This is a genomic window from Halomonas sp. BDJS001, from assembly GCF_026104355.1.
In the GTDB taxonomy this organism is placed as follows: domain Bacteria; phylum Pseudomonadota; class Gammaproteobacteria; order Pseudomonadales; family Halomonadaceae; genus Vreelandella.
The window spans coordinates 3,016,192-3,031,227 of record NZ_CP110535.1 but is presented as its reverse complement, the minus strand read 5'-3'; the positions used below and the strand labels follow the sequence as shown (position 1 = coordinate 3,031,227).

At 55.3% G+C, this 15,036-nt stretch carries 13 protein-coding genes; 5 read left to right on the top strand and 8 right to left on the bottom strand.

Features of this window, described 5'->3' with window-relative positions; translation table 11 throughout:
- Positions 1–219 precede the first annotated feature (219 nt).
- Entirely contained in the window at positions 220–3,531 is a 3,312-nt protein-coding gene (gene mscK, locus OM794_RS14065) for a mechanosensitive channel MscK (protein ID WP_226250830.1), read from the top strand.
- Between the two features lie 21 nt (positions 3,532–3,552).
- Here the strand turns inward: mscK and OM794_RS14060 are convergent, their stop codons facing one another.
- From OM794_RS14060 to OM794_RS14050, 3 genes are read right to left on the bottom strand one after another with little or no spacing between them, the layout of a single operon-like run.
- Positions 3,553–4,311 carry a TlyA family RNA methyltransferase gene (locus tag OM794_RS14060; protein ID WP_226250758.1) on the bottom strand — a complete coding sequence of 253 codons (759 nt, stop codon included), beginning with the start codon at positions 4,309–4,311 and terminating at the stop codon, positions 3,553–3,555.
- A 30-nt stretch (positions 4,312–4,341) separates the two neighbouring features.
- The gene (locus OM794_RS14055) at positions 4,342–6,414 is read right to left on the bottom strand and encodes a hypothetical protein (RefSeq protein WP_226250759.1); all 2,073 of its coding nucleotides are present in this window, start codon (positions 6,412–6,414) and stop codon (positions 4,342–4,344) included.
- A 30-nt stretch (positions 6,415–6,444) separates the two neighbouring features.
- Positions 6,445–7,668 (bottom strand): ATP-grasp domain-containing protein, encoded by a 1,224-nt coding sequence (locus OM794_RS14050; protein WP_226250760.1) that lies wholly within the window; start codon positions 7,666–7,668, stop codon positions 6,445–6,447.
- Between the two features lie 206 nt (positions 7,669–7,874).
- Between OM794_RS14050 and OM794_RS14045 the strand changes: the two genes are divergently transcribed.
- The 3 genes from OM794_RS14045 to OM794_RS14035 all read left to right on the top strand — a co-directional run bounded on the left by OM794_RS14045 (position 7,875) and on the right by OM794_RS14035 (position 9,584).
- Positions 7,875–8,204 (top strand): DUF1820 family protein, encoded by a 330-nt coding sequence (locus OM794_RS14045; protein ID WP_007113264.1) that lies wholly within the window; start codon positions 7,875–7,877, stop codon positions 8,202–8,204.
- 88 nt (positions 8,205–8,292) lie between these two features.
- The gene (locus OM794_RS14040; RefSeq protein WP_226250761.1) at positions 8,293–8,928 is read left to right on the top strand and encodes a TIGR04211 family SH3 domain-containing protein; all 636 of its coding nucleotides are present in this window, start codon (positions 8,293–8,295) and stop codon (positions 8,926–8,928) included.
- Between the two features lie 23 nt (positions 8,929–8,951).
- Positions 8,952–9,584, top strand: a complete 633-nt coding sequence (locus OM794_RS14035) for a thiopurine S-methyltransferase (RefSeq protein WP_226250762.1) — start codon at positions 8,952–8,954, stop codon at positions 9,582–9,584.
- A 49-nt stretch (positions 9,585–9,633) separates the two neighbouring features.
- On the opposite strand, the gene OM794_RS14030 is transcribed toward OM794_RS14035, so the two are convergent.
- Entirely contained in the window at positions 9,634–10,227 is a 594-nt protein-coding gene (locus OM794_RS14030) for a YajG family lipoprotein (protein WP_226250763.1), read from the bottom strand.
- Between the two features lie 48 nt (positions 10,228–10,275).
- Between OM794_RS14030 and OM794_RS14025 the strand changes: the two genes are divergently transcribed.
- Positions 10,276–11,013 carry an alpha-ketoglutarate-dependent dioxygenase AlkB family protein gene (locus OM794_RS14025; RefSeq protein ID WP_226250764.1) on the top strand — a complete coding sequence of 246 codons (738 nt, stop codon included), beginning with the start codon at positions 10,276–10,278 and terminating at the stop codon, positions 11,011–11,013.
- A gap of 65 nt (positions 11,014–11,078) precedes the next feature.
- Here the strand turns inward: OM794_RS14025 and OM794_RS14020 are convergent, their stop codons facing one another.
- Genes OM794_RS14020 through cysP form a run of 4 tightly spaced genes read right to left on the bottom strand, consistent with a single transcriptional unit; the run spans position 11,079 to position 14,888 of the window.
- Entirely contained in the window at positions 11,079–12,173 is a 1,095-nt protein-coding gene (locus OM794_RS14020) for a sulfate/molybdate ABC transporter ATP-binding protein (RefSeq protein ID WP_226250765.1), read from the bottom strand.
- Positions 12,170–12,997, bottom strand: a complete 828-nt coding sequence (gene cysW / locus OM794_RS14015) for a sulfate ABC transporter permease subunit CysW (RefSeq protein ID WP_226250766.1) — start codon at positions 12,995–12,997, stop codon at positions 12,170–12,172. The genes OM794_RS14020 and cysW overlap by 4 nt, the downstream gene beginning before the upstream one ends.
- Complete coding sequence (cysT, locus tag OM794_RS14010; protein WP_226250767.1) at positions 12,997–13,851, bottom strand: sulfate ABC transporter permease subunit CysT; 855 nt, start codon at positions 13,849–13,851, stop codon at positions 12,997–12,999. Before cysT ends, cysW begins: the two co-directional genes overlap by 1 nt.
- Before the next feature lie 26 nt (positions 13,852–13,877).
- Positions 13,878–14,888, bottom strand: coding sequence for a thiosulfate ABC transporter substrate-binding protein CysP (gene cysP / locus OM794_RS14005; protein WP_226250768.1), 1,011 nt, complete (start codon positions 14,886–14,888; stop codon positions 13,878–13,880).
- Positions 14,889–15,036: the final 148 nt, after the last annotated feature.

Sequence of the window (15,036 nt, the reverse complement as noted above, 5' to 3'; positions counted from 1 at the left end):
AGGTGACTCGCAAAATGAAGGAATAGGCAAATGCCAAGCTTGTTTCTATCACGCCGCCTGTGGAAGTCAACACCTCTGATTGCGCTGGCTATCAGAACGTCTGACAATAACCTCATTCTCCGTCTCTGCGGAGCATTTGATGTCAGCGAGGCCTTAAGTAACGTGTTGAGACGTAACGTGGTAAGAAGCGCCTGTAAGTGGAGTATAACCTGTTTGTTTCTGCTGCTCGTCATTAGCAGTAGCGCCGCATTTCATTCAGCCCACGCTGCGCTTCAGGCAAACATGCTTGACCGGGTGCCTGAACAGGCTGAGCTGGCTTCAAGACTTGCTCAGTTAGAGGCTCTTGAGGAGCCTTTAACTGACCAGCAGGCCAGGGATAAAGAGGCCCTGGAAGCGGCTATCGAAGCTTATGAACGTTTGGCCTCTGTGGACGAGCGCCTTACTGCGTTAGACACCCGGGTAGAGCAAGCCCCTGAAATGTTAGCACGTCTGCAGCGCGAGTTGAGCGAAGCTGAAGAAGCCTCTCAGCAGTTAACCGTTGCCGACTTGAGCGATCGTCCCCTCGACGAGCTGGAAACGTTGCAAACTAACGCCGTGGTCGAGCTTCAGCAGTTGCAAAGCCAACTGGCTGAAGTGAACTCGCAGCTGCTGGCCGCCCAAACACTTCCTGAACGTGCCCAGCAATCAATCGCGGAAACCCTCCAGCGAGCGGAAAGTTTACGCCGGCAGCACGATGAGCGCGAGGCTTTGCTAGTGGATCGTCAACTCTCTGCATTAAACGATGCACGGCTAATCCAACTACGTCTTGAGCGGGCGTTGGCCGAACGTGAAGTGAGTTTTTATCAGCGCGAGCTAAGCGCTAATAGCCGCCTGCGCGAACTAGCTCAGGAGCGCCGTGATGTGCTGATGGTGCAGATCGATTACCAAGAGCAGCAGCTAACCATGCTGCAAGGGGTAATTGATCGGCAGCGCCGGTTGGCCTCAGAGCAAGCCATTGCCGATGCCGCCAGAGATAACCCGTTAATCGCTGCGGGGCATCCGGTAGTGGTGCAGGCGCAGCAAACCAATCAGACACTTAGCCTGGAGCTACTGCGGGCAACTGACCGTGCCAACACGGTGGTTCGCGAAAATATTGAAGCCCAACGGCAGTTGGAGAACGTGCGCCAGTTACAGCGTAGCCTTAATGAACAAATTGAGGCAATACGCGGCAGCCAACTACTGTCGCGTATTCTGCGCGAGCAGCGCAAGTCACTTCCTCCCTTGGCGGCTCCACGCAATTTGCAGGACGAAATTGCCGACCTGCGCTTAAAGCAATTCGATTTAGTTCGCCAGCGCGATCAACTGCGCCAAAGCGAGCAGTTTGCCACTACGCGTTTGGCTGAGGCGGGCATTGAGGCGACGCCGGGGTTAGTCGATTCCCTTTCGCAGCTTTATCAATCGCGACGTGAGCTGGTGGAGCAACTAGAGCAGTCTTACGGCAGCTTATTAAGCGCGGCGATTGAGCTTCAGCTCAACCAACAGCAGTTGGTAACGACAACCGTTGAGTTGCGCAAAACTATCGATGAGCAGCTTTTTTGGGTCGCCAACAGTCGGCCTATGGATCTGAATTGGGTGCGCCAATTACCCCGCAACCTGAAGCTGGAATGGCAAGAAGGGGAGTGGCGCGCCATTTTACCCACCCGCTGGCAAGGGTTTTCATGGGAAGTACTTAGAGGCGCACCGCTAGTGTTGTTGAGTCTGGTGCTAATGGGGTTGCGTCGTAAAATCAAGACCCGCTTGGCCACGCTGCATTCGCAGATTGGTCGGTTAAAGAGCGATACCCAGTTGCACACACCCAGGGCGGTGCTGCTGAATGCGTTGCTGGCCCTCTCCGGCCCGCTGGCATTAGCGGGTATTGGCGTTGGGCTGCAGGGAGCGGCTGGGCCCTTGGCTAATAGCGTTGCCCCGGCGCTACTTCAATTGGCCTTGAGTTGGGCCGTCGTCGCCTGGGGGCGCAGGCTACTGGTCGCCGATGGGGTGGCCGAGCGCCACTTTACCTGGTCGCCACAGTACAACGCCCGGTTACGTCAGTTGTTAGGCGGGCTAGGTATCGCCCTGGTGCCGGTCATCGCCATTGCAGCGATGTCTGGAGAGATGGAAACGCCGCTAGCGCAGCGTCCTGTTGCCTTGGGGTTATTCTCGTGTGGCTTGATAGCGATGAGCTGGTGGCTGGCCCAGTTGATCCTGGCGCATATCCCCATTTTTGGTGTCCACCTGTTCCGCTTGCTGTTGGGGCTGGCGATGGCCTCGGTGCCATTGATCCTACTGGGATTGGTGGTTTGGGGTTACGAATACACCGCATTAAGATTAGTCGGACGGTTCGCGATCACCCTTTACTTGCTGGGGCTATGGGTCGTGGTGGAAGCTTCGCTGGTGAGAAGTCTCGCGGTGGCCGCACGGCGGCTCGCTTATCGCCGTGCCTTGGCGCGACGTCGCGCTCAGGTGCAAGAGGGGGCGGAAGGAGGTCTTGAGGTAGTAGAAGAGCCACCGCTTGATATGGCGCAGATCAACAGTCAGTCGCTGCGGCTCTCCAAGCTGATTGTGTTGATTGGCTTCAGTGCGCTGCTTTATTTGGTCTGGTCGGACTTGCTTTCGGTGCTTGGCTATTTGGATAACGTATCATTGTGGGAAGCGCAAGAGGGGGATTTGGTAGATAACGCACTATCGATATCCGACGTCTTTGCTGCCCTGCTGATTGTGGCTATTACGTTTATCATGGCGGGCAATTTGCCGGGGCTGTTGGAAGTGATGGTGCTCTCCCGGCTGTCATTGAAACAGGGCAGCGCCTATGCCATTAGCTCGCTGCTCTCCTACACCATTGTGGGCACGGGGATTGTCATGGGGCTGTCGACCCTTGGGGTTTCCTGGGACAAGCTTCAGTGGCTGGTGGCCGCCCTGAGTGTGGGGTTAGGGTTTGGCTTACAAGAGATTTTTGCCAACTTTATATCCGGTTTGATCATTCTGTTCGAGCGGCCGATTCGTATTGGCGACACCATCACTATTGGCAATTTGCACGGCACCGTTAGCCGTATCCGTATCCGTGCGACTACCGTCACCGATTTTGACCGCAAAGAGATTATTATCCCCAATAAAACCTTTGTGACCGACCAGCTGATCAACTGGTCGCTGTCGGATAATATCACCCGGGTCGTGCTCACCTACGGTGTGGCCCACGGCTCCGATATGACCAAGGTGCACCAGCTATTGCGGCAGGCGGCGGATGAAAATCCTCGTGTGCTAGCCGACCCTGAACCCCAGGTTTTCTGTTTAAGCTATGGGCAGCACAGCCTCAATTTTGAGCTGCGGATTTTCGTCAACGACCTGCTTGATCGGCTGTTTGCTGCCGATGAAATCAACTGCCGTATAGACGCGCTGTTCCGCGAAGCCGGCGTACGCGTGGCGTTTGAGCAGATGGATGTGTGGCTACACCCTGATCAGGGCGACGCTGTTAAAGTGCAGTCGGCGAACCAACTGCCCCCTGCATCGACTTAGTGCACTTTTAGGGCTCTCTTTTTAAGCCTCTTTTACTGCGTGCAGGAGGAATTCGCGGTTGCCGTCGCCGCCGGTAATTGGGCTCTCCTGCCAGTGGTGGATAGCCAGGCCGCAGGCGTTGCAACTGCGACGAATGCTGGCTTCCACTTCCGTAAAACGCTTTGCGTCGCGCACTACGCCGCGTTTATCCAGGGCGCCAGGCGTTAGTTCAAACTGCGGTTTGACCAGCGAAATCAACTGACCGCCCGATGGCAGAAGGGCTCCAATCTCGGGTAGAATCAGCGTTTGAGAAATAAACGAGACGTCCATAATGGCGCTATCGAGAGGGTAAACTGAAAGTACCTTGGCAAGGGCCTCGCTGCTACTCATCGAGCGGGCATTTAACCCTTCCAGGCAGGTGATTCGCGGATCTCCGCGCAGTTCAGCTGCCAACTGTCCGTGGCCAACTTCGACGCCAATCACGTGGCGGGCGCCAAAGTGCAGTGCGCAGTCGGTGAAGCCGCCGGTTGATTGGCCAATATCGAGCACGGTGCAGCCGTCAAATCGCAGCTCAAGCGCTGTGAGCACCGCTTCTAACTTCAATCCTGCCCGGGAGACATAGCGCTCTTCAGGATCGTCTTCTACTTCAAAACGGGTATCGTCGGGCCATTTCTCGGACGCTTTGATTAACGGCTTGCCACTATCGGCAAGCCGTATCCGCCCGTGACGAATAAGCCTTTGGGCGCGGGTACGCGAGTTGGCCAGCCCTTGGCTGACCAACAGTTGATCGAGTCGCATCATAGTGGTTAAAAGTGTCGTTAAGTGGGCTGCTTACCCCACGTCTGGGGACGTATTGGGTAGTGGTGAATCGGGTAGGGTTGAACTAGCGCCCTGATCCGCTTGTAGCTCAGTCGGTGGTAAGCGAGACGCGCCCCAGCTACGGTGCAAGTAATGTTTAACATTTTCCACCTCTTCGCTGGTCACATCGGCTGTGTCAACGCGCTCAAGAGGATCGTAGTGATAAATATATAGCCGCGATGCAAAGCGATCGAAAGGCAGCGAGGCCTCACCAAAGCGCTCACCATTGCCTGATGTACTCACAACCACACCATCGCCCCAATCCTGCCCGCTATCATTGTTGGGATTATAGAAGTAAATCCGCATGACATCAGACGGGTCGAGAGACGCCCGTAAAATGGTAATTGCGTGCCAACCAATAAATCGCGCTGCGCTATCGGTAACCGCAATGCCTGCTGGCTGAGGGTGGATCAGTGGCTGGTTGCCATTGTAATAGGGGTGATAGTAGGCGAAAAAGTGACGTATGAAGTCGTCGACATCGCTTAGTTGACCGGTGGCGACATCGACATTGATGCGAAAGCCCCGTCCCGACCACCAGCCATGAAATTCAGGGTTTACCCAGCGGTGTGGGTCACCTTCACGGCCAATGCAGCGCCGACCCATTTCGGCATAAATGCGATCCAGGTGGGGCACCACAATCAGCGAAACCGGGTCGAGGTCGATGGGCAACTGGGTCGCCACACCAGTGAGGCTTGCCATGGATGAAATGGCTTGCCCCTCGAAATGCATGATGATTTCGTCGTCGCGGGCTGCCCATGCCACCATCTGCAGCAGGTAGTCTGGGTCGTTGTACGCCCACATGGAGAGCGCTCGGGCTGACTGGCAGGTAGGATTGTTGCCCTGGCCAACGCCTAGCGGTAACCCCAGCATGCAGAGCACGCCTTCAATCAGTCTCGCCCGGGGAGAAACGGTGTCGCCATAGGCCAGGGTGAGCCGCGACTGCGCCCACTCGGATAGCGGCAGGTTAAGTTGACGCCACATGGCGGGCGCCACCGGCGGCTGATAAAGAATGCCGCGCTCAAGCATCAGCGCCAGGCCGTAAACCGCTTGTGCGGTGGCTGGATAAACGCCGCCTCGGATAAGCGCTTGAACCAGCTCGCGATAGCAGAGTAGGCAGTCGCGGCCAGTAGATGAAAGCCCCAGCGCCTCGGAGAGTAAGTGGTCACCCTCTTCGAGTAGGTGGCGCAATAGCACGGCGTGATAAGGCGATACCAAGCCGGTGTCGTGCATCGCCCGAGCGAAACCGGTAGATTCGGCCTGCAGAGCAGCCTGATCCATATGCTCTAATCGCTCGCGATAAACATCGACGCCAGGATCTTCGCGGCACGCTTGGGTGGGCCCGTAAAGCGAGCTGACCAGACGGTCAGCGCCCTGGCCGCTCGCGCCAAGATCGATCGTCGGGTTAGCCTGACACAGGGCGATTTGGGTAATCATCTGTTTGATCGAATCAACCTGAATCGGGCGCTGTTTTAAAATACGCCAGATCTCGTCAATTAGTTGATCAACAATATGTTCGTAGCCAATGCGATCGGCTAGGTGTTGGAAGAGATGGCGAGGAATGGTCGCCAGTCGCCCTTGGGTTTCCCGTTCGGCTTCACTGGGCGGTAAAAACAGCAGCCATAAATTAATCGCCATTACCTGAGTAAGGTAGTGGTGCGCATGCTCTGCGGATACCAGCGGGTGCTCAAAATTACCTTTAGCGACAGCCAGGAGTCGAAGTTCGCTTAATGCCTCAATGACGACCACATCGGCATCCGCGCTTTTCAAAGCGAAGGTGGTTAGGGTCGGCACCAAGTATTGAGGTGTTTCCCAATCGGAGCCCAGAAACACACCAGCATCCTCAAACGCTTGGGCGCGGGACTCGAGAGCTTCACAGCCTCCATCCTGAAGCAGGACGCGCCGCGCCGTATCCAATACACGCGGCAGCTTGGCGGGCTTTGAGAAGGCGGGCGCCTGGGTGAGCAGGCGCACGGCGTCGTCAAATTTGCTCAACAATCCATTGAGCTTGTTATCTTCATGAGAAGACGTCACTTGATCTGTCTCCACGGTGACTCCTTATCCCAGCATTAGCGGGGATTATACATAGAAGTCGAGATCTTCTTGGCGTTTTAGCAGATCGCGAATCGTATGCGCATCCTCGCCTTTAAAGTAGATCAGACCCCAATGGGTACCAAACGCAGTGCGTTTAGTAACGGTTTCTTCTACGGGTGAGGTTAGCTCATGAGACTCAAAATAGGGGTGATCTTCGGTCTCTTCGGGAATTTCCAAGCGGCTGACCACGCGGCGGCGTGGGTAAACACCAAAGCAACCGGCAAAGCCATTGGCATCGACCACTTCTTGCGGGAAGAATTTGGCCACTTCTTCTTGCGTGGTTTTTGGGTCGAATACCAGCATTGATGCCTGGTAAGCATTAAAGCCGTAAACACGCTCTAGTAGTTCAAATACTTTGAAGCCAGGCGGACGGTAAGCCACTTCCCCAAAGTACATTTCGCCATCGCTGGTGACAAAGTATTCTGGATGTAACAAACCAAACTCAATGTCGAATGCTTTAATGAGCTTTTCAATCTGTTGAGTAATCTGTTCGCGATAAATCTCTAGTTCAGGTGAGGCGGGCACAAATACCGAGTAACCCAGCGTCACGTATTCAGAGATGTTCAAGAAGGCGATTTTGCCATCATGAACCCAGGCTTCGACGGCAAACTCCCAGCCATCCAGATGCGATTCCATTAGCACCGGGAACTCTTCATCCGGGATGGTATCGACCTCATCAGGCGTGCGAATAACGCGGTGGCCCAGGCAGCCTGCTTTATCAAACGCTTTCAGGTGAATCGGGTCGTTGGGGTCGCCGTCCAGCTTGAGCAGCGTCTGGTTAACGCGCTTCAGGAAGCGCACTACATCATCTTTATCGTGGGCTTCTTCAAAAATGCCCACGCGGATGCCACCTAGTTGAGCACGACGCTTCATCAACGCTTTATCGCGCAACAGCAGCGACTGACCATAAAGACGAGGGTTATCCAGGAGTACAGAGTTAATGGCACCTGCCCACTCAACGGTCTCCTCATAAAGCGGAATGGCGACATCGACACCTTTTTCTTTGAGCGTCTCGGCAATTTCCATCGAGCGATCATTGAGTCGCTCGAAATTCCAAGGCACGTAAGGAATGTTGTGTTTTTGGCAATACTCTTCCGCCCAATCGGGTGCAACGACAATGTAGCGACGGTCAAAATTTTCGGCCGCTTCAATCGCATTGAGACTCCAGCCTAATAGAGCGATATAGCCCTTATTGGGATCCTTCTGCATGTTGATGACTCCTACTTGGTGAACGAACATAATTGCCAAATCACGCTCACCACCATACACGAGGGGGGCATGCGCGGCTAATGAGCCCATTATCCGTCGCATTACCGCTAAGCTTTCTAAGCTATCAGCGTAAAGGCGTGGCGGTGGGAATATGGTAAGCTAGGCGGTTCAACTCAATGTACGAATGGCAAGAGGATTAGGCCAAGATGGCGGCCAAGCCGATCTACCGTGTGGTGGTTCACCAGCAGGGTGAAATTTGGGATTTATACGTCCGTGAGATCTTTCAAAGCGAACTCTGGGGCTTTATTGAAGTCGAGGAGTTTGTCTTTGACGATGCTTCACGGGTAGTAGTGGATCCTGCGACTGAAAAATTGCAACGAACCTTCGATGGTGTCAAACGTAGCTATCTCCCTTTAAATGCTATTGTGCGCATTGATGAAGTAGAGCGCGAGGGGCCATTGAAGGCGGTCAAAACCGATGCCCGGGTAGCGGAGTTCCCCCGTCCCTTTCCGTTGCCTCCGCGCGGCGAAGGGTAAGCGTATGAGACAAGCGCACCGCTAAATTAGGCGATAAGCGCTGTTGGCTTCGTCCGCCTTGCAGCGTTTTTAATCAGGACATGATGTCATGCTAGTAAATAGAACTCGTTATCGAAATTATGCCGCTGCGGCTGGTCTTTTACTCACTGTTACCAGCTTCGATGCCACTGCCCAGTCCGCTAATCAGGCATGGGTGACCGATGAGCTGAGCACCTACGTGCGCAGCGGCCCCACCGATGGTTATCGCATCATTGGTACGCTCAACGCAGGCGAGCAGGTTGAGGTGTTGGAAACTAGCGGTGACTACACCCGTGTGCGTAACAGTGATGGTAATGCGGTCTGGGTGTTGAGCAGTGAGCTTCAGCAAACGCCTAGTGCGGTTGAACAGCTACCTGCGTTAGAAGCCCAGGTAGAGGAGCTCACCGCGGAGCTTGAGGATATCAATGAAACCTGGGAACAGCGTACGGCCTCAATGACGGAGACGTTAGAGCTGCGCGAGCGCCGCATTGCCGAGCTTGAAGCCAGTAACCAAGAGCTGGATGCTCAAGCAGAGCAGTCCCGACGGCAAGTGAGGGCGCTCCAGGCGCGCCTGGAAACTCAGGAAGAAGACCTGCTGATGCGCTACTTCATGTACGGAGGCGGTGTGGCTGGCGCGGGTTTATTGGTGGGGCTGATTGTGCCGCACCTACCCCGTCGGCGTAAAAAGCGCGACCGCTGGTTCTAAGATCACCTGAAGGCAGCCGAACCATGAGCGATCAGTGGCGCAAGCGTTGGCAAGAGGGGCGTATTGGCTTTCATCTACAGCAGGCGCATCCGGCGTTGCTGCGCCATTGGGCGTCACTTGGGGTTACTAATCGCACCAAAGTGCTGGTGCCACTGTGTGGTAAAAGCCTTGATATGCGCTGGCTGGCGGATGAAGGGCATCCAGTACTGGGGATTGAGTTTGCACCTGAGGCGGTTGAGCAGTTTTTGGCTCAGCGCAGTACAGCCGTATCCCGCTACCGTCAGGCAGGGTTTACGATTTCCCGCCAAGGTAATGTGGAGTTGTGGTGTGGGGACTTTTTTCACCTGCATATTCAGCAGGCTGCCGAGATTGGTGCATTTTACGACCGCGCCTCGCTGATAGCGCTGCCGCCAGCCACTCGGCAGCGCTATGCGTTCCACCTTGCGCAGCTTGTGCCGCCTGGGGCCAAAGGCCTGCTGATTAGTTTGTCACACCCCGATGGCAGTGCTGGGCCGCCCTATAGCGTGCCGGATAGCGAAATAGAAAGCCTGTTCACTGCCAACTTCACGCTCACGTTTCTGGAAGAGGGCACACCCGATGAGCGTGGCCGGAAGGAGAGCGTATGGGCACTGGAACGACGCGGGCCACGTCTTTAGAAGCTAAAAGACGCAGCCCTTGTCTACACTGCTGTGAATAAGAGAGGCCTTAACGTGCAAGTAAACGGCCCAGTTCCGGGTCGCTAAAGGCGCGGTTCAAGCCATCACTAACTAGGTCACTGAGCATACGTGTGTTGCTATCAGCGTCCGGTTTAAGGGCATAACCCTGGGTACGGCGTGATGTATAGGTGCCGGTGTAAGTGGTGCCCTTATTTTTAGCAATCGCGCGGAAAACGCCTTCAAGGCGCGCTTCATCGACCAGTGGCTGGCCGCTGTCGCCACGGGCGTAGTTGAGGCTGGCAAGTTCCAGCGTTAAGCTTGGCCGACCTTCGGCCTGCTCCGTGGTGGGGCTAAAGCCCATGTCCCGCACGGCGCGCTCGGCCTCTTCCTGCAAACGCGGAATCAGCTCATGGCTGCTCACGGTAATATGCGCCGTCGACATGCCGCCGCCTGCACGGTTGCCAATAATATCGCTCTCGCGGCCATCCTGGGCAATCACCGTGACCTGCTGGCCTGAGCCTACCTGCGGCACCTCCGCGCTGCGCTGTGGGCTGAGCTGTAAGTATTGGGGGCTGGCGCAACCGGCAAGCCACGCGCTGGCAAGCAGCACACCTGAAATCCGTAAAAAGTGACGCCGAAGCATGGTCATCCTCCGCTATGGCTAAAACGCCAGTATAACGCGGGTAGCGCGTTGGCGGTATGTTCTGGCGATGCGGCTTTACCAATAACGATCAAGATTGTCGTGGCGCTGCACTATCCAATCCAATTTAGCTGGGTTTCATGCAGTGGTGAGGGCAAAAGAGGCATTGTTATGACGTATACAGATCTGTTTGAAAACGACGATATGAAGTTGATTAATCTGCTTCCGCGGGATGGTGAGGTTTACTACCACGGCAAAGTCTTGGATACACTTACTGCCGATATGTATCTGGATAAGTGTCTAAGCGAACTAAGCTGGGAGCATGATCGCGCCTTTATTTATGGCAAAGAGATCGTTACTAAACGCAAGATAGCCTGGTATGCGGATAAGCCGGTTTCCTATACTTACTCTGGGTACACAAAAATGGCATTAGTGTGGCCGGACTTTCTGCGCGAGATTAAACAGCGGGTGGAGAGAGTGTGTGGAGAGGTGTTTAATTCATGCCTGTGTAATTTTTATAGCACGGGGGAGGAGGGCATGAGTTGGCACAGCGATGCCGAAAAAGACCTTGTCGAGAATGGTGTCATCGGGGCGTTGAGTTTAGGTGGGGAGAGGAAGTTTGCGTTTAAAAATAGACAAACAGGGGAGAGTGTTTCGCTTGTTTTAGCCCACGGTAGCCTGTTGATTATGAAAGGTACCACGCAGAAAAATTGGTTACATAGCCTGCCCAAAACCAAGAGAGATATTGAGCCGCGGGTGAGCCTCACCTTCAGGCAAATGCGCTTTTGAGATCATCTTATGAAACGCTAGCACTAGCGGCCCCGCTTGGGGCAACTAGCGCTTCTACAACAGCGTTATGCTACGCGGCTTTGTTCCATCGCTTTCGTTTCTACTTTGGGGAAGCGCCGCCAGTGGCGTGGATGAGCGAATAAGCGCTGCCCACGTTGTAGCGCCAGGTGTTCAAAGTCCGTATGGCGCACGGTCGCAAGCCAGGGCTGGGCCAGCCAATCAGCCTCTAGTTCCACGCGCACCTCGGCGCCCACCGGCGAGATCGCCGTGATAGTAACCGGTAGATGGCTCTCAGCGGTGGGCTGCTCGGTTAGCCGCACTTCGTGAGGGCGCAGCAGCAGCTCTTCGTGACCATCGGGTAGATCCACGTGCCAATAGGCGTCACCGCAGGTGAGGACGCCGTTGGTTATGTTGCCTTCCAGGTGATTCACATCGCCTAAAAACTCGAACACAAAGCGGTTTTTGGGCTCACGGTAGAGTTCATCGGGGGTATCAATTTGCTCAATGCGGCCATTGCTCATCACTACCACACGGTCGGAAAGCTCCAGCGCTTCCTCCTGGTCGTGGGTGACAAAGACGCTGGTGAAATTGAACTCGTCATGCAGGTGACGTAGCCAGCGGCGAAGCTCTTGACGCACCTTGGCATCGAGCGCGCCAAAGGGTTCGTCGAGCAGCAGAACTTCCGGCTCCACGGCCAGCGCGCGGGCCAGAGAGACCCGCTGCTGCTGGCCGCCGGAAAGCTGCGCTGGGTAGCGGTTGGCCAGGTGTTCCAGCTTGACCATTTCAAGCAGCCTAAACACCCGTGCACGAATTTCACCGCTGCTGGGTCGGCGTTTACGCGACTGCACGGTCAGTCCAAAGGCAACATTGTCGTAAACGCTCATATGGCGGAACAGCGCGTAGTGCTGGAAAACAAAGCCAATGCGACGATCACGAACATGCACATTGGTCACGTCGCGGTTACCAAACAGAATTTTACCCGGCTGGGCCGAGTGGTCGGCACTCTCCAGGCCGGCGATAATCCGCAGCAAGGTGGTCTTGCCTGAACCAGACGGGCCCAATAGGCCAACCAGCTCACCATCGTGAATATCCAGGTTAATCGGCTCTAATGCCTGAGTGTTGCCGAAGTGTTTGGCGATGTTGTGTAAGTGAATGCTCATGCAAATGCCTCCCGGCGCGCTGCGCGCCATTCCAGCCCGGCCTTGGCGGCGAGCGTCAGTAGGGCAATAAAGGCGAGTAGGGCCGCGCAGGCAAATGCCCCCACGGCGTTATAATCCTGATAAAGCTGCTCAAGGTGCAGGGGGAGTGTGTTGGTTTTGCCACGAATAGCCCCTGAAACTACCGAGACAGCGCCAAATTCCCCTACCGCGCGGGCGTTGGTAAGAATTACGCCGTACAGTAGTGCCCAGCGGATATTGGGCAGCGTAACGCGTCGAAAGGTCGTCCAGCCGGAGGCGCCCAGGGTTACCGCCGCCTCCTCTTCACGGGAACCTTGCGCCTGCATTAACGGAATCAGCTCGCGGGCAACAAAGGGGCAGGTGACAAAAATGGTCACCATCAGAATGCCCGGCCATGAGAACATGAGCTGAATATCATGACCATTCAGCCAGGTGCCGATCCAGCCGTTACGGCCATAGAGCAGCAGGTAAATCAGGCCAGCCACAACGGGGGAGACTGCAAAGGGGATATCGATCAACGTTTGCAGAACGCGTCGCCCAGGGAAGCTGAAGCGCGTGACCAGCCATGCAAGGGCAACGCCGAATACCAGGCATACGGGAATGGTCAGGAGCGCAATCACCAGCGTTAAGCCAATGGCGTGCAGGGTGAAGGTGTTGCTGACGTTCGCCCAGAACACCATGACGCCCTGGGATAATGCCTGGGCAAAAATGGCTACCAGAGGCAGCAGTAAAAACAGCGCTGACAGCACCAGGGCGGTACCTATCAGCAGGCGCCGGATAAGTGGCGCATCACCAATTCGACGCATTACCCTTTACCTCCATGCAGGCGACGTACAAAACGCCCTTGCCAAATATTGATCGCCAGCAGCAGCGCCAGGGATACAAACAGCACCACCGAGGCAATGGCCGATGCCCCTGCATAGTCATACTCTTGCAGTTTGACGAAAATCATCAGTGCGGTGATCTCGGTTTCATAAGGCATGTTGCCAGCGATAAAGATAATCGCCCCGAACTCACCCAATGAGCGAACAAACGCTAAGCCCGTACCGGTCACCAGGGCAGGCCAAATGTGTGGCAGTATCACCCGCCGAAAGGCCACTCCGTCGGTCGCGCCCAGCGACATGGCTGCTTCATCGACTTCGGCGGGAAGGTCTTCCAGCACCGGCTGCACCGTGCGCACGACAAAAGGGATGCTGGTAAACGCCATCGCTAGGGCAATACCTACCCAGGTGTAGGCGACCTGAAAGCCCAGTGGTTCCAGCAACCTACCCATCCAGCCGCTGCCGGCATAAAGGGTTGCCAGCGTGATGCCAGCCACCGCAGTTGGTAGTGCAAAGGGGAGATCCATCAGTGCATCTAGCAGACGCTTACCGGGGAACTCATAGCGCACCAGCACCCATGCCAGTAATAAACCAAAGATGGCGTTGACGATCGCTGCTACGGCCGCTGCGCCAATGGTAACCATGTAGCTGGCGACGACTCGCCCTTCGGTGATGATCGCCCAGTATTCGGCGAAGCTAAGCTCGGATAACTGGCCAAACAGGCCGGTAATCGGCAAGAGCAGCACCAGCGAGATGAACAGTACGCTGATACCCAGAGAAAGGCCAAAACCCGGCAGCACACGGGTGCTGCCGGTTCGCCAGGAGGCAAGTTGACTCATAGTTCAGGCTGGCTCATGAGTGAATATTAGCGACGCTGTAACTGGTCGAGAAGGGCGCCACCCTCGAAGTGAGTCTCCATGGCTTCATCCCAGCTGCCGAACACCTCATCCACTTCAAGCAGTTCGGTTTCGGGGAACTGGTCGGCAAACTCTTCAACCACGGTCTCGTTATGCACGCGGTAGTTGAAGCCCGCAAGCAGGCGCTGGATCTCTTCAGTATAGAGGTACTCAAGATAGCTCTGGGCCAAATCGCTGTTGCCGTTGCGCTCAGCATTTTCGCCCACAACGGCAACGGGGAACTCGGCCAGAATGCTCACTGGCGGCACGATCACTTCGTAGTCATCGCTGCCATACTCGCTGCGGATATTGTTCACTTCAGACTCAAAGCTAATCAGCACATCGCCAATTTCACGCTCGATAAAGCTAGTGGTTGCGCCACGACCGCCGGTATCGAATACCGCCACATTAGCTAGGAAAGTGCGCATGAAGTCTTCAATTTGCTCTTCATCGCCATCGAACTCATTCTCGGCAAAGCCCCAGGCGGCTAAGTAGGTATAGCGACCGTTACCCGAGGTTTTCGGGTTGGGGAAGACCATCTTTACATCTTCTTTGACTAAGTCGTCCCAGCTCTCAATACCTTTGGGGTTGCCCTTACGCACAAGGAAGGCAGTGGTAGAGTAGTAGGGCGACGCATTGTTCTCAAACGCATCCTGCCAATCTTCAGCCACCAGCCCGGCATCGGCGAGTACCTGCACGTCGGTCACCTGGTTAAAGGTCACCACATCGGCGCGCAGGCCTTGAAGAATGGCACGGGCCTGGGCGGAAGAGCCGCCATGAGACTGGCTAATTTCAATCTCTTCGCCGTGCTCTTCCTGCCACCAGGCCTGAAACTCGGGATTGATCGCCGCAAATAATTCCCGTGCGATATCGTAGGAAGAGTTGAGCAGTTCCCGCTCCTGGGCAGCAGCGGTACCACTAACGGTAACGCCTAGTGCAATGGCAATCAGGCTGCGGCGGAAAATGGTGGGCAGTGCCATAGAGAAGCTCCTTAAAACAGTAAGCGCAAAGTATCGCCGAATCGTAGCGTCGCAATATTGACAAGGTTAAATCTATCAATGTGGAATTACAATCATGTTTTATATTCTATTTAAGAATATAAGTGTGCGCAGATGTCCAATGCAAAGC